This is a genomic window from Tabrizicola sp. YIM 78059, from assembly GCF_004959785.1.
GTDB classification, from domain to species: Bacteria; Pseudomonadota; Alphaproteobacteria; order Rhodobacterales; family Rhodobacteraceae; genus Tabrizicola; species Tabrizicola caldifontis.
In genome coordinates this window covers 1-19,342 of the sequence record NZ_SJZH01000022.1, presented here as the reverse complement: position 1 = coordinate 19,342, position 19,342 = coordinate 1, and the positions used below count along the sequence as shown (strand labels likewise).

Sequence of the window (19,342 nt, the reverse complement as noted above, 5' to 3'; positions counted from 1 at the left end):
TGTTCGGTCGGCTGAAAGACTGGCGCAGGGTTGCCACCCGCTATGACCGCTGCCCAAAGGTCTTCCTCTCAGCCGTCGCACTCGCCGCAACCGTCATGTTCTGGCTATGAATGGAGAACGAGTCCTGACCCTAGGAACCCTTGGGTTGTAGTTTGTCCGTTGGTGAAGGCAGATTCGACTCGAATTACGGAAATTGAACGCGGCGGCGTTCCGCGCTTGGCTATAGTTGAGAAAGCTCCGGAGGGCCTTGTTGCCGAACTTGCTCGGCCTCTGACCATCAGCAAGGAATTATTGGTGAAATGGAAGCGAAAGCAGGGCTTCGCTGACCCAGCGAAGGCAGTCGAGTTTGCCCGCTCGCTCGAGCGCTGCTTCGGCCGCTTCGCCTTTCCCGATGACTTCAACAGGTCAATCTCCCCTCTCCTCAATAAGCTCAAGGATGGGTATGGCAGAGAGAACGCTGAAATGGGCCGTGTCGCCCGGTCTCTTGCTGAAATTCGTGTTCGCCCCTCGGCGGCTTGGGACACAGAAGAGGTGCGCGTTCGGTTCTATCTGATTCTCAAGCCCGAAGATCAAAGACAGGCCAGCCTTGAGGAAATCAATTCGGCATTCGAGAAGATTCTCGCTAAGCTCAAATGGCAAGGTAGTCTCTCGATAGACGACCCATCCCTGCAGCTTGGAACCTACGACGACTTCCTCGCTCGGGATTATATCGAGAGTGTTGCTCTCGACATCAACGCGCTCTCTTTCGCGGCCCGATACGTGGCGAATGGATGACCACTGGGTCGACAGTCAAACCTGAGTACTCGCGAACCGCTTGCCCCCAGATCTGTCGCTGCGCCTCCCACGCCTCCGGGAACCCGTCCATCAGCCGGGCCAGCGTCACCGCCGGCCCCTGCTTCCCGTCCAGGATTGCCTCGACGATGTCGGGCGCGAGCAGCGTGAGCCGCAGGACGCGGGTCATGTATGAGGGGGCAATCCCCTCCCGCTCGGCCAGTTCGACAACGGTGACGAACTCGCCCGATTCCAGCATCCGCTTCCAGCGGAAGGCACGGGCCAGTGCCTTGACGAGGGCGTCGTCGGGGCGGCGGGGCGGCGCGATGCCCTCGGGCAGGCGCATTTCCTTGCGCCCGCCGCGCTTCGCCAGCCGGAAGGGCACGCGCAGGGTGACGGTATCGGCGGGCGCGGGGCGGGTCATGCGGCCTCTCCGACCGCGCCGGCCAGCATCTCGCGGGCGAGGCCGGCAAGGCCGTCGATGCGCAGGCGCAGGTCGAAGCCGTCGGGGGCGAGGTCGATCCGGTCGACGAGCAGCGCCACGATGCGCGCCTGCTCGGCGGGGAACAGTTCGTCCCACAGCGGGTCGAGCTGCTGCAGGGCCATGCGGGCGTCCGTCTCGGTGATGTCGTCGACTTGGGTGCGTGCTGCTTTCCACGTCCCCGCCACGATCTCGGGCTGGCGGAACACGGCGCGAAGCTGGTCTATGACGGCGGTCTCGACCTCGCCTGCCGGCACGCGGCCGACCGGACAGGCCCCGGCACCATGCTTCAGCACGGTCTGGCTGACATAGTAGCGGTAGAGCCTGTCGCCCTTGCGCGTGTGGGTCGGCGAGAAGGCCGCGCCGTCCGGTCCGAACAGCAGCCCCTTCAGCAGCGCGGGCGTCTCGGCGCGGGTGCGGGCGGCCCGTTTGCGCGGGCTCTCCTGCAGGATGGCGTGGACGCGGTCCCACATCTCTTGGTCGATGATCGCGTCGTGCTCGCCGGGGTAGCTCTCGCCCTTGTGGACCGCCTCGCCGATGTAGGCGCGGTTCGACAGCATCCGGTAGAGATACTTCTTGTCGATCCGGTTGCCGCGCGGCGTGCCGAGGCCACGGGCAGCGACCTCGCGGGCCAGCACCGTGCAGGAGCCGATCTCGAGGAAGCGGGCGAAGATCCAGCGCACATGCGCGGCGGCTTCCTCGTCGATGAACAGCTTGCGGTTCTCGACCCGATAGCCGTAGGGCGGCACCCCGCCCATCCACATCCCCTTCTTGCGGCTGGCGGCGACCTTGTCGCGGATACGCTCGGCCGTCACCTCGCGCTCGAACTGCGCGAAGGACAGCAGGATGTTCAGCGTCAGCCGCCCCATCGACGTGGTCGTGTTGAACGACTGCGTGACCGAGACGAACGTCACGCCGTTCCGGTCGAACACCTCGACCAGCTTGGCGAAGTCGGCGAGCGAGCGGCTGAGGCGGTCGATCTTGTAGACCACCACCACATCGACCAGCCCGTCCTCGATGTCCTCCAGCAGCCGCCTCAGGCCGGGCCGTTCCAGCGTGCCGCCCGAGATGCCGCCGTCGTCATACTGATCGCGGACCAGCACCCAGCCTTCCGACCGCTGACTAGCGATGTACGCCTCGCAGGCCTCTCGCTGGGAATGCAGGCTGTTGAACTCCTGCTCCAGCCCTTCTTCGGAGGATTTGCGCGTGTAGACGGCACACCGCAGCTTGCGGACGAGCTTCGATTTTTCAGGCGGCTTCGTCATATCGTCCGGCCCTTCGCTTGCGCTCCGGGCGTTCGCGGCACCGAACGATCCGCCGGATCGTCCGCCGGCCTGCGGCCGCCGCCGCTCGCCCCCCTGTGGTTCCTGAGGCCGAAGAAGACCCAGCCGTTCCAGCGGGTGCCGGTGATCGCGCGGGCGATGGCGGACAGCGACTTGTAGGGCCGACCCTGCCACTCGAAGCCATCGGCGGTGACGGTGACGATCTGTTCGACACCCTGCCACTCGCGCAGCAGCCGCGTGCCGGTGATCGGACGGTCGCGATCGGCACGGATGCCGCGCTTCTTCCGGTCGCCGCCGTCCAGTTCCTCGCCGAGCCGCTCCAGCCGCCGGATGGTCTCGGGCTTCAGCCCGCCATAGGCGAGTTCCTGGATCCGGTATGCCAGTCGGCTCTCCAGATAGCGACGGTTGAACGGCGGCGGCTCGCTGTCGAACAGGTCGCGCCACTGCTTCTTAAGGTCGGGCGTCGGCGTGGTCTTAAGCGCGGCCAGGCGCGCGGGAATGGGGTCGTGTGTCGTCATGCGGTCTCCGTTGGGTTCGGGGTTGCATGACGGCATCGGTCGGCCGGATAGTGTAGGCGAATTTCTCCATTTTCGTCAGAAGCTTCGCCGCATTCCCGCTGCATGAGCCTGACCAGCCCGAGCGCGAGCAAGGCGCACAGTTCGGCGCGGCGCTCGGCAGCGGTCATCCGGTCTGGCAGCAGCGGGTTGGGGCGTTTCATGCGGGCCTCGGGCGTTCCTCTCCCTCGGCCTCTACTCATCGCGAACGCGAACCGTCCCACACATGCGTGCACTACATGACGCCCGTGATCGGGACTCGACTCAGGGTTGTCCGAACTGATAGAACGTAAAGGGAACAATCGGGTCAGAAAGGAAGGGGTGCCATGGGTTCCGACATCAGGAAATTCGTCAATCCGAAGTTTCTCGGCGGCATCGATGTCTTGCTCATGCGCGATCTCTTCGCGCGTCATTTCGCGGGCGCGGATCAGCCTTTTTCGTTCGATGCCGAGCCGGGCGAAATCCGCAATCGGATGGCCGAATATTTCGCGAAGCCGATCACCGAATGGTCAGAAGGGCTCGTCGCGGATCTGCATCGGGTCGCCGAAGTCGGAACCGCCGAGGGGATGCAACTCGTCCTGAACGAGGCGAGGCGCCAGGGCGTGGCCCTCTATCCCGAGGAGGCCTTCGACGCGTCCGACCCGGCCCCGGCCAGGCACGAGCCCAAACATGTGGCGCTGCATGCCTATCTGAACCATCCGCGGCTCTTCGAAGCGGCGGCCGACTTCCAGGCGCTGCGGGCGCCGACCGCGATGGCCGAATTCCGGGGGCCGCAGCGCGATGTCGGAGCCGATCTGACGGACGAGGCGTCGGCGGCCTTCAAGGCCGCGATCGTGAAGCTGTTCGCGCAGGACCTGCAGGGCGATTACTGCCGTCTCGGGCCATACGAGGAAGACGGAGAGATCAACCTCGTCGTCAGCCATGGCGCGCCGGTCACGACGACGCCGGTCGTGGCGGGGGACGGCGAACGGATCATCACGCTGCGCGCCGTGAAATACGCGGCCCTGCGCTATGCCCCATACGAAGGGCTCCTGCGCATCGGCGGCGTGCCGAAGGCGCAGCAGGCCGAGGTCGCCGCCATCTTCGCCGAGCATATCCTCGGGCGGCCGGGTTTCTTCGCGGGCAAGGACGCGCGCGATCTCTATACCCTCGACCCCATCGCAGCGTTCGGCCCGGACTTCGCGTTCCGGCACGCCTTCGACGACAGGATCCTCGAGGTCCGGATCGTGGCGGCGGCGGCCGACTTCTTCGCCGAGGACGAGGATGGGAACTGGCGCCATGTGCGCAGCTGGGAATCGAAGGATCCTTCTGGTGGGGCGCTCCGGCATTTCAAGGGGAGCGAAGTGCGTTTCGGTCGCGGCTGGCGCCTGGGAGAAATCACCTTCCGGGTGTTTTTCAGGAGCGATGCGAAACAGCCTGCCAAGGTGACCGTGCGCCTGAAGCCGCCCGGGACGCTCGCCTTCCGGCGGACGCGGTTCGAGAAGGCGATCCATGCCCTGGTCGCGCGCAACGGGCTCGAGAAGGATCGCGATGCTGATCTGGTTGTGGAAGCGGCTGAGTAACGGGGGAGCGGAGACGACCGTTTCCGGCCGGGCGCTGCACCGCTTCTCCGTGCGCGAGATCGAAGGCCTGCTTCGGGCGGGGGTTCTGATCGAGCAGCGCAAGGCCGACAGCTGGCCCGTCTGCGCGCATTGCGACTGCGGACTCGACGCGCGCCCGATCCGCGCCGCAGGAGATCGCTTGCTCGCCTGCTGTCCGCGCGACACCGCGGCGGACGTGCCCCTGGAGCCGGACGACCTGAAACGGTTCGGGATCGACGCGGACAGACTGGTTTCCGCCATGGCGGCGTCCTGCGGATTGCAGGCGGCGACTTTCGCCCTCGCGGAGGGGCTCTGGCTGCTCGGACGGCTGCCGACGGGCATGTGCATCGTTCTCTGCCGCGACACGCATGCGCTGAAGGCGCCCGCCGCCATGCTCGCGGTCAGGGCGGCCGCCGGAACGGCGCCCGTCACCATCGTCGCCACGGACCTAGACCCGGCGACAGACCTGCAGCTGCGGACGGCCGGTCTTGCTGCCTGCCCGCTCGCGAACTGCGTCCGAGCCGACGAATGCGGCGCGGAACGTCTCGCGCTCGACTGCCTCTCGCCGGTCGGCCTCGCCCCGCCGCGCCTGGTGCTGAGCCGGAGTCGACGATCGGTCGTTCTCGACGGCCGTCGCCTCGATCTCGCCCCGCAGATGTTCGCGCTGATCCGGCTCTTCGCGGAACAGGCCGGACAGCGCGACCCCATCCTGCGCAAGGAGGCCATCGAGGCGCAGACCGGGCGCCCGGCGAACGAGATCGTGCGGGATCTGCGAAAAGCCCTCACGGGCTGCGGCCTGCCGCGGGCTTCCGTCGAGGCCCTGATCGAGACAGTGCGCGGCTACGGCTATCGCCTGGGTCTTTCTCCCGCCGCCGTGGCCGTCGAGGACTGAAGTCCCCGACACACAAGGCGCACACAACAAGCACACGCAGATCACACCGAAAGCCTCGGCGGGTCCGGCAGTCTCGGAACAACAGCAACGATGTTCCGAGGCACGACGACATGCACCCACCGCTTTCCCCCTCCGACCTTGCCACGCTCATCGATGAGGCCGATGCCGCCGCGCGCCGTCTGCGCCGCAAGCCGGCGCTCTCCGCAGCCGATCTCGACGACCTCCGCCAGGACCTGCTCGTCGACCTGATCTGCCGGCTGCCGGGCTTCGACAAGCGCCGCGGGAGCATCGGCGCCTTCGCGAACGTCGTCCTGCGCAACCAATGCTCGCGGATCGCGATCCGGCACCATCGTCAGCGGCAGGCGCAGGGCGGCACGGTGCTGTCGCTCGACACTCCGGTCGCCGGCAGCGGCGAGCCGCTGGGCTGCCTGCTGGCGGAGACGGACGGGCTCGCCGCCTGGCACGGACAGGACCGGTGCGCCGCGACGGAGGTCGAGACCCGCCACGATCTCGCCCGGGCGCTCGCCGACCTGCCGGAGGAGGCCCGCGGTCTCTGCGCCGCGCTCGGCGCCTGCGCCGTCGCCGAACTCGTCGGCCGCGACGGCCGTTCCCGCTCCGCGCTCTACCGCCGCCTCGCACGCCTCCGGCTCGACCTCGCCATGCGCGGGCTCGGGGGGCGGTGGGACGGTTTGCGGGCGGCGTGAGTAGAGGGAGGACATGGAGATGCTCGTCATGCCCTTCGCCGCCTTCGCCCCGGCGCGGCCCCGCCCGCCCACCGATATCGAGTTCTGCGCCTGGGTCGGCCAGGCGATGCCCGGCGACCGGCTGGAATACCATCGCGGGTTCCTCGGGATCGACAGCGCGCCGGCGATCTCGACCCTGCCCGAGGCCGACCGCCGCCGGCTCGCCGCGCTGGCCGATGCCGCCTTCCGCGCCTTCGAGGCCGGGCTCGTCCACCTCGTGCAGGAGCGCGTGGGCCCCGACCGCTTCGCCTATCTCGCCGTCGCGCGGACGCGGCCGCGCCGCACGCCGATGCCGCTCGCCCGACTTCTCGACGCCGCGGAGGCCGCCTGATGGCCGTCCCGTTTCCCCCGACCGGAGTTCCCGCCATGCCGCATCCCGACAACGCCCCCCGGTTCGACGATCTCGACCGTCTGTCCATCGGCGAGATCGCCGACATGCCGTCTGCGCTGCTCCTCGCGCTGCAGGACGAAGCAGCGGCCGAGACCGCCCGGGTAAAGCGCCTGAAGGACCGTTTCGAAGCGGCACTGGCGCAGCGTTATGGCGCGGCGACCGAAGCCGAGCGGTCTGCGCAGGGCAAGACCTCCGGCACCGTTCGGATCGAGGATGCGGGCGTGGTGGTGATCGCCGATCTCCCGAAGAAGGTCGCGTGGGATCAGGACCGGCTGGCCGCCATGGCCGAGCGCATCCGCGCCGCCGGCGAAGATCCGACCGGGTATCTCGAGATCGCCTATCGCGTGCCGGAACGCCGCTTCGGCGCCTGGCCCGACGCCCTGCGCGAGGGCTTCGCCGCCGCCCGCACCGAGACCACCGGCAAACCCGTGTTCCGGCTCGAGGCGCGGGACCGGTGACGCGCGGCGGCGGGACGCCCGCGCGGCAACGCCGGGCAGGTTCCCCTTCGGCACCCGGTCACCCCCGCCGCCGCGCCCTTTCAACCCTTCGGAGAACCCCATGGCCTTCCGCATCATCACCGCCGACGAACGCCTCTCGGCCGCCGAGAACAAGACCTCGCTCGCCATCTTCGGCCCGCCGGGCGTCGGAAAGACCACGCTCCTGATGACGCTGCCCGCCGAGGAGACGGTCTGCCTCGACCTCGAGGCGGGGATGAAGTCGGTGCAGGACTGGCGCGGGGACTCGATCCCGGTGCGCAGCTTCACCGATTTCCGCGACCTCGCCGTACTGATCGGCGGGCCCGATCCCGCGCAGCATCCGCAGTCCTGGTACGGCGCCGAGTATCACGCCTGGCTGCAGCAGCAGTATCTCGGCACCGGGATCGAGGACTTCCTGTGCCGGAAGCGGATCGTCTTCGTCGACTCGATCACCGACCTGACGCGGCAGGCCATGGCCTATGCCCGCCAGCAGCCCGAGGCCTTCTCCGAGCGGACCGGCAAGCCCGATGTCCGCGGGGCCTACGGGCTTCTGGGCCGCGAGGTGATCCAGGCGCTGAAGCATCTCCAGCACGCCCGCGGCAAGACGGTGATCTTCGTGGGCGTGCTCGAGAAGGTCGCCGACGAGTTCGGCGCGACGACCTGGCAGCCGCAGATGGAGGGCACGAAGGCCGCGCGCGAACTGCCGGGCATCGTCGATCAGGTGGTGTCGATGCAGCTCTTCGGCCGCGACGCCAGGGGCGACTGGACCCTCGACGAGACCTCCGCCGAACGCCGCCTCGTCTGCCGCTCCGGCAACCCCTGGGGCCTTCCCGCCAAGGACCGCTCCGGCCGCCTCGACACGACCGAACCGCCCGACCTCGGCGCGCTGATCGCGAAGATCGACGGCCGCGCCCCCCGCAAAACCGCCTTCGCCTCCTGATCCCTGAAAGGACATGATCCCATGAGCTACGATCTGAACGACGCCCAGCCGCAGATGGCCCCCATCGGCGAGCTGATCCCCGACGGCACCTTCGCCAAGGTTCGCCTGACCGTGCGCCCCGGCGGCGTGAACGGCGCGACCCCGGCGGATGCGGGGCTGCTGAAGGCGTCGCAGTCGAGCGACGCGAAGATGCTCGACTGCGAGTTCACCATCCTCGAGGGGCCGCATGCCCGGCGGAAGTTCTGGCAGAGCTTCACGGTGGCGGGCGGCAAGCTCGACGAGAAGGGCCAGTCCATCGGCTGGAAGATCTCGAAGTCCACGTTTCGGGCGATGGTCGACAGCGCCCTCGGGCTCGATCCCAGGGACGAATCCCCAGCAGCCAAGGCCAAGCGGGTGCTGCCCGGGCTCAGGCATCTCGACGGGATCGTCTTCGCCGCCCGCATCATGGTGGAGCCCGCCTCCAGCCCGCAGTACCGCGACCAGAACCGGATCGCGAACGTCGTTCTGCCCGACGACGCGAGCCACGCCGCCATCATGCGCGGCGAAACCGTGCCCCCGGAGCCCGTCAACGCCCCGCCGCGCAAGGCCGCGAGCGTGCCGGCGCCGGGCTGGCAGGCGCCCGCGCCGGCATGGGGCGCGCAACCGCAAGCCCCGGCGGCGGCCCCGGCCTGGGGCGCGCAGGCGCCGACCCCGCAGTCGACCCGGCAGCAACCGCCCGCGCCGCAGGCCCCCGCGCCCGCCATGCCCGCCTGGCTCAATGGTTGAGGTGCGGCGCAAGCGGCGGTCGGGCGGGTCGGCGCGCTCCCCTACCGCCGAGCCCGACGGGGCCGGGCCGGGCGACCGGCCCATGACCCCGGACCAATGGCAAGCGCATGCGACGCGCGCCGCTGCGCTGGAGATCGGAAATTGGCTCGAGGCCCGAGGAAGACTGCACCAACCCATCGCAAGCCTCACCCTCGGCGACCTCGAGGCTATGGCCAGCAACGCGATCTCGCGCTGGATCGTGATGCAGACCGAGAAGCTCCAGCGGGCGGGATGGCCGCCCGAGGACCCGATCGGGAGCTTCTTGCTCGGGGTGAGCGGCGTCCCGGAAACGCTCCGGGGGAGCGTTTCAGCCGCGAACGGGCGGAGCCCAAACTCTGCGCCGTCTGCGCCCGGGAGGCCCGGGGCTTCGGCTACTGCCACGGCCTCCGCTGGGATCGCCACCGATATCACCGCTTCTGCTCGCTCCGCTGTCAGGACTTGGGCAGTGCAATCGCTCAAAGGAACAACGGCATGATCGACAAGACCGCCCGCGAGGCACAGGCGATCCGCGATGCGCGGACGCCCTTCGCCGAAGCGCTCACCGACCTCGGTCTGATGGCGCCCTTCTTCCACCGCAGCGCCGCGGACATCGACCGCCTGATCGAGGCGGCGGTCACCGGCTACATCGACAGCATGCAGGAGCAGGCCGCGCGCAAGGAGCGCACCGGAACGGCCCTCGACGACCCTCTGCCGTTCTGAGGGGCCGCGCGATGATCGACCTGAACGACGACACCGCGTCCTGCAGCTGGACCCGCCTGCTCGAGGCGGCCGCCGGGAACGCCGTCACCGACTTCGAGATCGCGTTCTGCGAGAGCCTGCGCCGGAAGCTCGAGAAATTCGGCGCGCGTGCCCGGCTGACGGAAGCCCAGCATCACAAGCTGACCTGCATCGCGCAGGCGGGCGGCTTCTGGGAGCGCGACCAATGATTGACCTGAACCATGGCTCCGGCTGCATCTATGGCCAGGACGCGCCGCGACCGCCGATCGCCACGGCCGTCTCGTCCGTGATCGATGCGGCCCTGTCGGCGCGCAATCGCGCCGAGCGTCCCCGTACCTATGTCAGCGCCTCGGGTCTGGGGCGCGACTGCCTGCGCCAGATCCAGTACGACTTCCTCGCGGTGCCCAAGGACGAGGGGCAGGAGTTCGAACCGCGCACGCTGCGGATCTTCGAGGCGGGCCACCGGGCCGAGGACATCGTCGCAGGCTGGTTGCGGTTCGCCGGGTTCGACCTGCGCACCGAACGGCCCGATGGCCGCCAGTTCGGCTTCGAGGCCCTCGGCGGGCGCTTCAAGGGCCATATCGACGGCTGCCTCGTCTCGGGCCCCGTCGCGATGGACTATCCCGCGCTCTGGGAGAACAAGGCGCTCGGCGCTTCCAGCTGGAAGGACGTGGTCAAGCGCGGTGTGAGCATCGCGCGCCCGGTCTATGGCGCCCAGATCGCGCTCTACCAGGCCTACATGGAGCTCCCCAACCCGGCGCTCTTCACCGCGCTGAACCGCGACACGATGGAATTGCACGCCGAACTCGTGCCCTTCGACGCGCGTCTCGCGCAGGAGATGTCGGATCGCGCCGTCGCCGTGGTGCGGGCCTCCGAGGCCAGGGAATGGCTGCCCCGCGCCGCGGCCGAGCCCGCGGCCGTCCTCTGCCGCGGCGGCATGGCGGCCGGCAAGTGGCACGCGCCCTGCGCCTGGGCGGAACGGTGCTGGAGGGGCGGCGGTGTCTGACTTCGTCCCCTCGGCCGCGCAGGCCGCCGCCATCGCCGCAGTCCGCGACTGGTTCGAGAACCGCACCGAGGAGCAGCAGGTGTTCAGGCTCTTCGGCTATGCCGGATCGGGCAAGAGCACGGTCCTGAAGTTCGCCCTCGACGACCTCGGCCTCTCGCCCCTCCGCAGCGCCAGGGACGGCCGCTGCGTGCCGGGCGTCGTGACCGCCACCTTCACCGGCAAGGCCGCGCTGGTGCTGACCCGCAAGGGCACCCCCGCGCGCACCATCCACAGCCTGATCTACACGGCGATCGAGGCGACCGAGGAGGAGATCGAGGAGGCCGCCCGCAAGATCGCGCTGGCCGAACGCGACGCGCTCCGCCTCAGCGGCTTCGCGCGCACCACCGCCGATGCCGCGATCGAGGCGATGCGCCAGGGGCTCTCGGCGATGAAGCACCCGCGCTTCGCGCTGAACCCGCAGAGCGACGCGGCCGACGCCCGGCTGATCGTGCTCGACGAGGTGTCGATGGTCGGCGAGGAGATGGCGCGCGACCTGATGAGCTTCGGCAAGCCGATCCTCGTGCTCGGCGATCCCGGACAGTTGCCGCCGATCAAGGGCGAAGGCGCCTTCACCCGCGACGCGCCCGACGTGATGCTGACCGAGATTCACCGCCAGGCGGCCGAGAGCGCCATCGTCCGGCTGGCCACCATGGCGCGGATGGGGGAACCTATCGGGTTCGGCGTCTACGACGATCATGTCGCAAAGCTCCGCAAGGGCGACATCACGCCGGAGCAGGCGCTGCGCGGCGGCCAGCTGATCTGCGGCCTGAACGCGACGCGCTTCCAGCTGAACAATGCGATGCGGGCGGCGGCCGGGCTGGGCGGGACATATCTTCCCACCGGAAGGGCGGAAAAGATCATCTGCCTGAAGAACGACAACGCGCTCGGCCTGATCAACGGCATGTTCCTGACCCTCGAGGATATCGTCGACGAGGGCAGCCTCTACTTCTCCGCCGTGGTGCGCGATGCCGAGGACGGCCGCCGTATCGGCGAACCCGACCGGGACGGGCGTCCGGGCCGGCTGCGCATCTACAAGGGCCACTTCGAGGACCATGTCGCCTACGACGCGCGGCGCCACGACCGCGACTACAAGGAGAAGCGCCTGCTCGCCGAGGCGACCTTCGGCTGGGCGATCACGGCGCACAAGGCGCAAGGATCGCAGTGGGAGAACGTCATCGTCTGGGACGACGGGCTGGGTCGCAGCGAGATCGACCGGCGCCGCTGGCTCTACACCGCGATCACCCGGGCCGAGCGCGGTCTCGTGCTTCTGGCCTGAGGGGTGCGATGATCGACCTCAACGACATCGCGGTCCCGAAGATCCGGCATGACCTCGCCGCCGTGAAGGAGCGGCTCGCCTGCACGGCCGCCGATTGGCTGCCGGGGCTGTTCCCCCAGGCCAGGCTGGCGCGCGACCGCCGGTCCCTGCGCTGCGCCGACCTGTCCGGCCGCCCGCCGCGCAAGGAGGGCTCCTGCACCATCCATCTCGACGGGCCCTATGCCGGCTGGGGCTTCGACTATGCCACCGGCGAGCGGGCCGGTCCCATCGACCTGATCGCGCAGGCGACCGGCCTCTGCGACGGCGCGCTCTTCGACGAGGCGGCGCGGCTTGCGGGGATGGACCATCCGGCGCCGCGGCCCGCGCCGGCTTCGGCCATGCGCGCACGCCCCGACCACTCGGCCGAGATCGCGCGTCTTGTCGGCGGGGCCGTGCCGATCGCGGGCACGCCCGGCGAGACCTATCTGCGCGCCCGCGGGCTGTCGGATCCCGGATCGCCCGATCTGCTGTTCCACCCCGATCTCCCGGACTTCGACAGCTGCCGCGGCTGGCCCGGCCTCATCGCGATCCTGCGGCTGCCGGACGGGGAGCGCGCGCCGGGTATCCATCGCACGTTCCTGCTCGACGACGGCAGCGCCAAGGCGCCTCCGGGCAAGAAGATGCTCGGCAGCGTGAAGGATGCCGCGGTCCGGCTGTTCCCGATGCCGGAGGACGGCCACCTTGGTATCGCCGAGGGAATCGAGACCGCTCTGGCAGCGCATGACCTGTTCGGCACCGCCGTCTGGGCGGCGCTGTCCGCGGACGGTCTGGCGCGGTTCCGGTGGCCCGAGGGCACGACGCGGGTCACGATCTACGCCGATGCAGGCGACGCCGGCCGCCAGGCGGCCGCGACGCTCTCGGACCGCCTGAACCGCGACGACATCCCGAACGAGATCGTCGCGCCGCTGCACGGCGACGACTTCAATGACGATCTGCAGCGTGGCGCCCGCGCCAAGGATTACACGCACTCGGCAGACAACATATCGGAGTCGCAGGCCGAGGAAATGGAGACGGCCACCCCCATCGTGGCGTCCGTCGACGATCCCGCCACCCTGATCGCCGCCGCCGAGGGGCTGACAAACCCGCCCGAGTTCGAAGCCCTGTCCACGCTGCTCGGGCGCATCGCGCTGGCGAAGCTCGATCCGCTGCCCGAACGCCAGGTCGTCGCGCGGATCAAGTCCGCGACAGGCATCGGCATGTCCGTCCTGACCCGGCAGCTGGCCGAGCTCCGCCGCCGCCTGAACGCCACCGGCGATCCGCACGCGCCGATCCCGAAGCCCGCCTGGTTCGGGCGCCTGCGGCTCGATCTGGCCGGTGCGCCGGAGCGCAACGAGGCCAACGTCATCGTCGCCCTCACCTCCGATCTGGTCTTCGCAGGCGTTCTCGCCTTCGACGACTTCTCCCAGGAGATCGTTGTCCGCCAACCGCTCCCTTGGGATACCGCGACCGGTCCGTTTCCCCGCCCCTGGGAGGATGCGGACGATGTCCGGACCGCGGAATGGCTGCAGTTGCGCGGGGTCAATGTCGCGCCGCTCGTGGTCGGTCGTGCCGTCGGCGCCGTCGCCCGCGAGCTGCGCATCCATCCCGTCCGCGACTGGCTCGATACGCTGAGATGGGACGGTACGCCCCGGATCGAGACCTGGACCAGCACCTATCTCGGCGCTGCCCCGACCGCGTTCCATCACACCGTCGGTGCGCTCTGGCTCATCTCGGCCGTGGCACGCATCTTCCGCCCCGGCGTGAAGGCCGATCACATGCTGATCCTCGAGGGGCCGCAGGGCGCGCGCAAATCGACGGCCATCAAGGTTCTGGCGGGCGAGGACTGGTTCACCGACGAACTGCCCGAGCTCGGGTCCAAGGACGCCGCCATCCACATGCAGGGCGTCTGGATCGTGGAGATCGCCGAACTCGACGCCATCGGCCGGGCCGAGGTCTCGCGCATCAAGGCCTTCCTCACGCGCACCACCGACCGCTTCCGTCCTCCCTACGGTCGCTACACGGTCGAGGTGCCGCGCCAGTGCGTCTTCGCCGGCACGGTCAATCCCGACACCTATCTGCGCGACGAGACCGGCAACCGCCGCTTCTGGCCTCTGCGCTGCGGGACCATCGACATCGCGGCGCTGGCCCGCGACCGGGATCAGCTCTGGGCCGAGGCCGTCCACCGCTTCCGCGAAGGCGCGATCTGGTGGATCGACGACCCGGCGATCCTTGCCGAGGCCAGTGCAGCGCAGGAGGCGCGCTATCAGGCGGATGCCTGGGACGCCCGTATCGACCGGTGGCTGACCCATGACACCCGTAGCGTCGATCGCGGCCACGCGGGCTGGGATGATTGGCAGGACGAAGAGTTCGAACGTCCCGAGCCGATCCGCGACGTGTCGGTGGGCGAAATCCTCGAAGGCGCGCTCGGCATCGAGCCCGCGAAATGGACGAAGGGCGACCAGATGCGCGTGGGAGCCTGGCTGAAGTCGCGGGACTGGGAGCGATACCGCAGCGGCACGGGCGCGACCCGCGAATGGCGCTACCGCAGGCGGCAAGCCGACGTCTGACGCCGGGAGGGCTTTGAAGGCATCGAAGGGGCATCCATCCGGGTGCCCCTTTTCGTTCGGGCGCCGTCCCACTTCGCGGCCTGTCCCACTTCAAGCCCAAGGTGGGACAGAAAAAACCATTGAAGATCAACGATGTCCCACCTGTCCCACCTGGACCGCCGACTTCTCTCTTTCCTGTATGAAAAGCATGTGTCCCGGCCGCCTTCCTTCTTTCTCATACGACGTAGGGAAAAAGGTGGGACAAGTGGGACAGGTGGGACAGACATTGATTCGAAAGGAAAATCCGGCGTCCCACTTCGATCGGCAAGTGGGACAGTTCGATGCCAGGTGGGACAGCGCGGCGGCCGGGCGCAATTTCCTTGAACCGACAGTGCCGACGTGATTCCCTGCCCGCGACCGAAGCCGAAGGCCCACGAGCCATGTGAGCCTTCACGATGAAAACGCCGATCCCCGCGCAGGCCGTCCGCCCCGAACCGGGCGCGATCACCCGATCCTGCATCCTCGCCCTCGACCTCGGCACCTCGACCGGCTGGGCGCTTCGCAGCCATGACGGACTTATCACCAGCGGCACCGTCAGCTTTCGCCGCGGCCGCTTCGATGGCGGCGGCATGCGGTATCTCCGCTTCTCCAACTGGCTGACCGAGATCGACCGGCTCTCGGGCCCAATCGCCGCGATCTGGTTCGAGGAAGTCCGCCGCCACGCAGGCACCGACGCGGCCCATGTATTTGGAGGTCTCCTCGCGACGCTGACGACATGGGCCGAATTGCGGGGCATTCCCTACAGCGGCGTTCCGGTCGGCACGATCAAGAAGCACGCGACTGGCCGGGGAAATGCACCCAAGCAGGACATGATTGCCGCAGCACGGGCCCGCGGCTTCTCGCCTGCCGACGACAACGAAGCGGATGCAATCGCGATCCTGAACTGGGTCATCAAGACGAATGGCGGTGTCGCATGATCGACCTGAACCAGGAATGGCGCTCAATCCCGGATTGGCCCGAATACGAAGCGTCCGAAGGTGGATTCATCCGACGCTTTGCGGGCGGGAGAGGCGCGAGGGCAGGACGCGTTCTCAAGGCATGGCGCAATCCGAAGAACCGGTATCTCTACGTCCAGGTTTGGCGCGAAAACCGCCGCACAGGCATCCCGGTTCATCGCCTTGTCGCCTTGGCCTTTCTCGGACGTCCGCCCAGCGAAAGTCACGTGGTTGCGCATGACGACGGTACGCGGGACGTCAACCACCCATGGAACCTCCGCTGGGCGACCCAGCGCGAGAACGTCGGGGACACCGTGCGCCACGGCACGCACAACCGTGGCTCTAGAAACGGCCAAGCGAAGATCGACGAAGTCTGCGCCCTCGCGATCCGGAAGATGCACGCAATGGGGATTTCGAGACGGGAAGCGGCCGTGGGCTTTGGCCTCTCCCGTAAGGCGGTCGACGACATCATCAACGGAAAACGCTGGAGGCATGTCGCATGAAATCGATGCGTTGGCATCCAGCCGGCTACGGCGGCCGACGCCGGGATCCCGAACAGGTCAAGCGCGAGGGCTGGCAGGAACAGGGCGTCCTCGCGGTCTCCGTCGATGACGACCGCCTCACCTGGCCCGAGCGCGAACTGGTCCGCCAGCTGGGCGAGAAGCTCTACGGACCGCGGGCGGGCGACCAGGAGGCCGCGCATGGCTGACTGGACCCCCGCAATGGTCGAGGACCGGCTCGAGCGCGCGGCCGAGGTGTTCCGCTCGCTGCCCGAGGTGAAGCCGCAGGGCTACTTCAGCGCCTGGCCCGAATACCTCCACAGCTTCGCCGACCAGGTCGGCCAGGAGCCCCGGATGCGGCGGCCGAAGCCCGGCCCGCGGGACATCACCGAGGCCGAGGAAGCGCTGCTCTGGCTGCGCTGGCTGGAACGCGACGACGCGCGGATCGTCTGGCTGCGCGCCAATCGGACGCCGTGGAAGAGGATCGGCTGGGAGATCGGGTTGAGCCGCCCGGCCGCCAATCGCCACTGGCAATACGGCATCGCCCTGATCGCCTGGCGGCTCAGCGGCCGGGTGCCGTCCGGCAAGCGGTCGAGGCGCTTCGTGGTGGAGAATGCCGACCGGCTGTCAAGGAAAATCGTCCTGTGAGACGATTTTCGGAGAGACATCGGAAGGGGTTCACCGCACCCGGGCCGGGGCGTAGAAACGCGATGGGATCGGGAGAGGCGTGCGCGGGACGACCCTCCGCCGCCGGATTCCCGGGGTCCGACGCGGGGTCCGGCCGGGTGCCGGGCCGGCAAGCCGTTGTTTTCCGGTTCCTTTCCGGGCCGGACCGTATGCTGGCGGGCGAAGCGCGGCACATCGCCAGCGACAGGGCCGGATTTTTGGGAAGCCACCCCGGCCTGAAGCCACCGCGCAACCAGAAATAACCACGCAGTAACAGCGCCTTGGCTGGTGGACTCCGGGGTGGATACCCTGGACTCCAGAATCCAGCCGGAGCTGGTGGACTCCATCACGTCGGAAGCCATCGCGCGCCGCCAAGTGTCGTCCCCATCATCGACAGGACTCCTCATGACCCTCGCCTTCGCCCCCGAGCGGATCGAGACCTGGCCGCTTGCGCGCCTGCAGCCCTACGCGAAGAATGCGAAGCTGCACGGGGCCGACCAGGTCGCGAAGCTCGCCGCCAGCATGGCCGAGTTCGGCTGGACCGTCCCCTGCCTCGTCGGCGAGGACGGAGAGCTGATCGCGGGCCACGGGCGCGTCCTCGCTGCCACACAACTGGGGCTGACCGAGGCGCCGGTGATCGTGCTCGGGCATCTGACCGAGGCGCAGCGGCGGGCATACCGCATCGCCGACAACCGGCTGGCTGAAAGCCCGTGGGACGAGGCGCTGCTCTCGGCCGAACTGAAAGACCTGCTGGCTGATGACTACGACCTGTCGCTGGTCGGCTTTTCCGACGGCGAGTTGGACAAGCTGCTGGCCTTCGTGCCGGAGGGGGACGGGGAAGAAGGTGGCGCCGGGGGCTCCGTGCCGCCGGTGACCATCCCCGAGCCGCCGCGCAATCCGGCCTCGCGCACGGGCGATCTGTGGATCCTCGGAGACCACCGCCTCCTCTGCGGGGACAGCACCAGCGCGGCCGACGTCCGCCGCCTGATGAATGGCGAGCGCGCGGTGCTGTTCGCCACCGACCCGCCGTATCTGGTCGACTACGACGGCTCGAACCATCCGACGCGCAACAAGGACTGGTCGGCGTCCTACGGCACAACCTGGGACGACTCATCTCAGGGGGCCGAACTCTACGACGGCTTCATCGCCGCTGCTGTCGCCGAGGCGATCACCGAGGACGCCGCCTGGTACTGCTGGCACGCCTCGCGCCGCCAGGCGATGCTCGAGGCCTGCTGGGAAAAGGCGGGGGCCTTCGTCCACCAGCAGATCATCTGGGTGAAGGACCGCGGGGTGCTCACCCGGTCGCACTACCTCTGGAAGCACGAGCCCTGCTTCATGGGCTGGCGCCGCCCGAACCGGCCGCCCAAGGTGGCCGAGGAAACCCTGCCATCGACATGGGCGCTGCCCAGCTTCGCGAAGGACGACCGGCCCGACCATCCGACGCCGAAACCGCTCGACGCCTTCGGCATCCCGATGCGCCAGCATGTGGCGCGCGGCGGGCTTTGCTACGAGCCGTTCTCCGGCTCCGGCTCGCAGATCATGGCGGGCGAGGCCAACGGCCGCCGCGTCTTCTCGATGGAGATCAGCCCGGCCTATGTCGATGTCGCCGTGGAGCGCTGGCAGGCCGAGACCGGCCGCGACGCGATCCTCGACGGTGACGGTCGGACCTTCGCGCAGGTGAGGACCGAGCGGCTGGGCGACGATGCCGAGGCCCGGGCCGATACGCCGGACCCGGACGCCGCCCCAGAACCCGCGCGAAAGCGCAAGACCGCCGCGTGACATGCATGACCTGGCTTTATCTTCCTCCGGACGCGCTTCCGGAGCCGGAGACGCATGCCTCTTCGGGCTCTCGCTCTGTTCCGGCGCGGGCGGGCTCGACCTCGGGCTCGCCATCGCCATCCCCGGATATCGTGCTGTGGGCCATGTCGAACGGGAAACCTTCGCCGCATCCGCTCTCGTGGCGCGGATGGAAGACGCGTCCCTGGATCAGGCTGTTGTCTGGGACGACGTTGCCACCTTCGACGGCCGCCCGTGGCGCGGCGCTGTGGACATCGTCACTGCGGGTTATCCGTGCCAGCCGTTCTCGGTCGCGGGAAAGCGCCGGGGCGCTGACGACCCGCGCCACCTCTGGCCGCATGTCGCCCGGATCATCGCCGAGGTCCGGCCGCACTTCGTCTTCCTCGAGAATGTCGCCCATCATCTCCGCCTCGGCTTCCCCGAAGTCGCCAGCGGACTGGTCGGCATGGGCTACCGCCTTGCGGCAGGCCTCTTCACGGCGGCGGAGGTCGGCGCACCCCACAAGCGCGAGCGGCTCTTCATCCTCGCCACACGCGAGGGAGACGACCTGGCCGACCCCGCGCGCCTGCTCCGGCACCCGATCGAGTGGCGGGAACCGGACGGAGCTGCTGCGGCTCTGGCCGACGCCGAGGGCCAGCGCGAACGAGAACCGGCAGACGAAGCCGACACCTTCGCAGGAAGCCGGGCAGCACGGCATGAACCTCGCAACGACGGCCGCGATGTGGCCGACGCCGATGGCGAACGACGGGTGCAAGCCGAGCGCGGGGAACCGCCGATGTGCCGACCTGACCCATTCGGCGGGGCTGTGGATGACGCCGACGGCCCGCGACCACAAGGACGGGGCGACGAGCCTTGCGAACACGCCGG

22 protein-coding genes and 2 pseudogenes are annotated in these 19,342 nt (G+C 68.9%); 20 read left to right on the top strand and 4 right to left on the bottom strand.

The window, feature by feature from the left end:
- Positions 1-110 (top strand): annotated as a pseudogene (locus EZM81_RS17100) (IS5/IS1182 family transposase); the annotation flags it as partial.
- A 49-nt stretch (positions 111-159) separates the two neighbouring features.
- Positions 160-774: a hypothetical protein gene (locus EZM81_RS17095; protein ID WP_136646587.1), complete on the top strand. Its 615-nt coding sequence runs from the start codon at positions 160-162 to the stop codon at positions 772-774.
- On the opposite strand, the gene EZM81_RS17090 is transcribed toward EZM81_RS17095, so the two are convergent.
- The 4 genes and pseudogenes from EZM81_RS17090 to EZM81_RS17075 all read right to left on the bottom strand — a co-directional run bounded on the left by EZM81_RS17090 (position 731) and on the right by EZM81_RS17075 (position 3,253).
- Positions 731-1,195 (bottom strand): hypothetical protein, encoded by a 465-nt coding sequence (locus EZM81_RS17090; protein ID WP_371685770.1) that lies wholly within the window; start codon positions 1,193-1,195, stop codon positions 731-733. The genes EZM81_RS17095 and EZM81_RS17090 overlap by 44 nt on opposite strands.
- Positions 1,192-2,517, bottom strand: coding sequence for a recombinase family protein (locus EZM81_RS17085; RefSeq protein ID WP_136646586.1), 1,326 nt, complete (start codon positions 2,515-2,517; stop codon positions 1,192-1,194). The genes EZM81_RS17090 and EZM81_RS17085 overlap by 4 nt, the downstream gene beginning before the upstream one ends.
- An 89-nt stretch (positions 2,518-2,606) precedes the next feature.
- Positions 2,607-3,053, bottom strand: a pseudogene (locus tag EZM81_RS17080) (DUF2924 domain-containing protein); the annotation flags it as partial.
- A complete protein-coding gene (locus EZM81_RS17075; protein WP_136646585.1) occupies positions 3,050-3,253 on the bottom strand; it encodes a hypothetical protein in 204 nt (67 codons plus the stop codon). The gene EZM81_RS17075 and the pseudogene EZM81_RS17080, both read right to left, overlap by 4 nt.
- 162 nt (positions 3,254-3,415) lie before the next feature.
- On the opposite strand from EZM81_RS17075, the gene EZM81_RS17070 reads away from it, so the two are divergent.
- From EZM81_RS17070 to EZM81_RS16985, 18 genes are all read left to right on the top strand, one after another.
- Positions 3,416-4,651 (top strand): hypothetical protein, encoded by a 1,236-nt coding sequence (locus EZM81_RS17070; RefSeq protein ID WP_136646584.1) that lies wholly within the window; start codon positions 3,416-3,418, stop codon positions 4,649-4,651.
- The gene (locus EZM81_RS18380; protein WP_169052405.1) at positions 4,620-5,561 is read left to right on the top strand and encodes a winged helix-turn-helix domain-containing protein; all 942 of its coding nucleotides are present in this window, start codon (positions 4,620-4,622) and stop codon (positions 5,559-5,561) included. Before EZM81_RS17070 ends, EZM81_RS18380 begins: the two co-directional genes overlap by 32 nt.
- 110 nt (positions 5,562-5,671) lie before the next feature.
- Complete coding sequence (locus EZM81_RS18375; RefSeq protein WP_169052404.1) at positions 5,672-6,265, top strand: sigma factor; 594 nt, start codon at positions 5,672-5,674, stop codon at positions 6,263-6,265.
- A gap of 13 nt (positions 6,266-6,278) precedes the next feature.
- Positions 6,279-6,635, top strand: coding sequence for a hypothetical protein (locus EZM81_RS17060; RefSeq protein ID WP_136646583.1), 357 nt, complete (start codon positions 6,279-6,281; stop codon positions 6,633-6,635).
- A 35-nt stretch (positions 6,636-6,670) separates the two neighbouring features.
- On the top strand, positions 6,671-7,153 hold the full coding sequence (locus EZM81_RS17055; RefSeq protein ID WP_136646582.1) for a hypothetical protein: 483 nt from the start codon (positions 6,671-6,673) through the stop codon (positions 7,151-7,153).
- Positions 7,154-7,253: 100 nt separating this feature from the next.
- Positions 7,254-8,111 (top strand): ATP-binding protein, encoded by an 858-nt coding sequence (locus tag EZM81_RS17050; RefSeq protein ID WP_136646581.1) that lies wholly within the window; start codon positions 7,254-7,256, stop codon positions 8,109-8,111.
- Positions 8,112-8,132: 21 nt separating this feature from the next.
- A complete protein-coding gene (locus tag EZM81_RS17045; RefSeq protein ID WP_136646580.1) occupies positions 8,133-8,876 on the top strand; it encodes a hypothetical protein in 744 nt (247 codons plus the stop codon).
- Between the two features lie 510 nt (positions 8,877-9,386).
- Positions 9,387-9,614, top strand: coding sequence for a DUF6511 domain-containing protein (locus EZM81_RS17035; protein ID WP_136646579.1), 228 nt, complete (start codon positions 9,387-9,389; stop codon positions 9,612-9,614).
- Between the two features lie 11 nt (positions 9,615-9,625).
- A complete protein-coding gene (locus EZM81_RS17030; RefSeq protein ID WP_136646578.1) occupies positions 9,626-9,841 on the top strand; it encodes a hypothetical protein in 216 nt (71 codons plus the stop codon).
- On the top strand, positions 9,838-10,638 hold the full coding sequence (locus tag EZM81_RS18595) for a hypothetical protein (RefSeq protein WP_136646577.1): 801 nt from the start codon (positions 9,838-9,840) through the stop codon (positions 10,636-10,638). Before EZM81_RS17030 ends, EZM81_RS18595 begins: the two co-directional genes overlap by 4 nt.
- Positions 10,631-11,953: an ATP-dependent RecD-like DNA helicase gene (locus EZM81_RS17020; RefSeq protein ID WP_136646576.1), complete on the top strand. Its 1,323-nt coding sequence runs from the start codon at positions 10,631-10,633 to the stop codon at positions 11,951-11,953. Before EZM81_RS18595 ends, EZM81_RS17020 begins: the two co-directional genes overlap by 8 nt.
- Positions 11,954-11,961: 8 nt before the next feature.
- The gene (locus tag EZM81_RS17015; protein WP_136646575.1) at positions 11,962-14,538 is read left to right on the top strand and encodes a VapE domain-containing protein; all 2,577 of its coding nucleotides are present in this window, start codon (positions 11,962-11,964) and stop codon (positions 14,536-14,538) included.
- Between the two features lie 434 nt (positions 14,539-14,972).
- On the top strand, positions 14,973-15,494 hold the full coding sequence (locus EZM81_RS17010; protein WP_136646574.1) for a crossover junction endodeoxyribonuclease RuvC: 522 nt from the start codon (positions 14,973-14,975) through the stop codon (positions 15,492-15,494).
- A complete protein-coding gene (locus EZM81_RS17005; protein WP_136646573.1) occupies positions 15,491-16,015 on the top strand; it encodes an HNH endonuclease in 525 nt (174 codons plus the stop codon). Before EZM81_RS17010 ends, EZM81_RS17005 begins: the two co-directional genes overlap by 4 nt.
- A gap of 5 nt (positions 16,016-16,020) precedes the next feature.
- The gene (locus EZM81_RS17000; RefSeq protein ID WP_136646588.1) at positions 16,021-16,221 is read left to right on the top strand and encodes a hypothetical protein; all 201 of its coding nucleotides are present in this window, start codon (positions 16,021-16,023) and stop codon (positions 16,219-16,221) included.
- Positions 16,214-16,660: a DUF6362 family protein gene (locus EZM81_RS16995; RefSeq protein ID WP_136646572.1), complete on the top strand. Its 447-nt coding sequence runs from the start codon at positions 16,214-16,216 to the stop codon at positions 16,658-16,660. Before EZM81_RS17000 ends, EZM81_RS16995 begins: the two co-directional genes overlap by 8 nt.
- A gap of 423 nt (positions 16,661-17,083) precedes the next feature.
- Entirely contained in the window at positions 17,084-18,457 is a 1,374-nt protein-coding gene (locus tag EZM81_RS16990) for a site-specific DNA-methyltransferase (RefSeq protein ID WP_136646571.1), read from the top strand.
- Position 18,458: 1 nt separating this feature from the next.
- Positions 18,459-19,342, top strand: an 884-nt coding sequence (locus EZM81_RS16985; RefSeq protein WP_136646570.1) for a DNA cytosine methyltransferase, incomplete at its 3' end; no start/stop codon positions are given.

Excerpts from the sequence above, each read along its gene's own strand:
- EZM81_RS17090 (WP_371685770.1), bottom strand. The coding sequence starts at position 1,195 with ATGACCCGCCCCGCGCCCGCCGATACCGTCACCCTGCGCGTGCCCTTC.
- EZM81_RS17085 (WP_136646586.1), bottom strand. The coding sequence starts at position 2,517 with ATGACGAAGCCGCCTGAAAAATCGAAGCTCGTCCGCAAGCTGCGGTGT.
- EZM81_RS17075 (WP_136646585.1), bottom strand. The coding sequence starts at position 3,253 with ATGAAACGCCCCAACCCGCTGCTGCCAGACCGGATGACCGCTGCCGAG.
- EZM81_RS17070 (WP_136646584.1), top strand. The coding sequence starts at position 3,416 with ATGGGTTCCGACATCAGGAAATTCGTCAATCCGAAGTTTCTCGGCGGC.
- EZM81_RS18380 (WP_169052405.1), top strand. The coding sequence starts at position 4,620 with ATGCTGATCTGGTTGTGGAAGCGGCTGAGTAACGGGGGAGCGGAGACG.
- EZM81_RS18375 (WP_169052404.1), top strand. The coding sequence starts at position 5,672 with ATGCACCCACCGCTTTCCCCCTCCGACCTTGCCACGCTCATCGATGAG.
- EZM81_RS17060 (WP_136646583.1), top strand. The coding sequence starts at position 6,279 with ATGGAGATGCTCGTCATGCCCTTCGCCGCCTTCGCCCCGGCGCGGCCC.
- EZM81_RS17055 (WP_136646582.1), top strand. The coding sequence starts at position 6,671 with ATGCCGCATCCCGACAACGCCCCCCGGTTCGACGATCTCGACCGTCTG.
- EZM81_RS17050 (WP_136646581.1), top strand. The coding sequence starts at position 7,254 with ATGGCCTTCCGCATCATCACCGCCGACGAACGCCTCTCGGCCGCCGAG.
- EZM81_RS17045 (WP_136646580.1), top strand. The coding sequence starts at position 8,133 with ATGAGCTACGATCTGAACGACGCCCAGCCGCAGATGGCCCCCATCGGC.
- EZM81_RS17035 (WP_136646579.1), top strand. The coding sequence starts at position 9,387 with ATGATCGACAAGACCGCCCGCGAGGCACAGGCGATCCGCGATGCGCGG.
- EZM81_RS17030 (WP_136646578.1), top strand. The coding sequence starts at position 9,626 with ATGATCGACCTGAACGACGACACCGCGTCCTGCAGCTGGACCCGCCTG.
- EZM81_RS18595 (WP_136646577.1), top strand. The coding sequence starts at position 9,838 with ATGATTGACCTGAACCATGGCTCCGGCTGCATCTATGGCCAGGACGCG.
- EZM81_RS17015 (WP_136646575.1), top strand. The coding sequence starts at position 11,962 with ATGATCGACCTCAACGACATCGCGGTCCCGAAGATCCGGCATGACCTC.
- EZM81_RS17010 (WP_136646574.1), top strand. The coding sequence starts at position 14,973 with ATGAAAACGCCGATCCCCGCGCAGGCCGTCCGCCCCGAACCGGGCGCG.
- EZM81_RS17005 (WP_136646573.1), top strand. The coding sequence starts at position 15,491 with ATGATCGACCTGAACCAGGAATGGCGCTCAATCCCGGATTGGCCCGAA.
- EZM81_RS17000 (WP_136646588.1), top strand. The coding sequence starts at position 16,021 with ATGCGTTGGCATCCAGCCGGCTACGGCGGCCGACGCCGGGATCCCGAA.
- EZM81_RS16995 (WP_136646572.1), top strand. The coding sequence starts at position 16,214 with ATGGCTGACTGGACCCCCGCAATGGTCGAGGACCGGCTCGAGCGCGCG.
- EZM81_RS16990 (WP_136646571.1), top strand. The coding sequence starts at position 17,084 with ATGACCCTCGCCTTCGCCCCCGAGCGGATCGAGACCTGGCCGCTTGCG.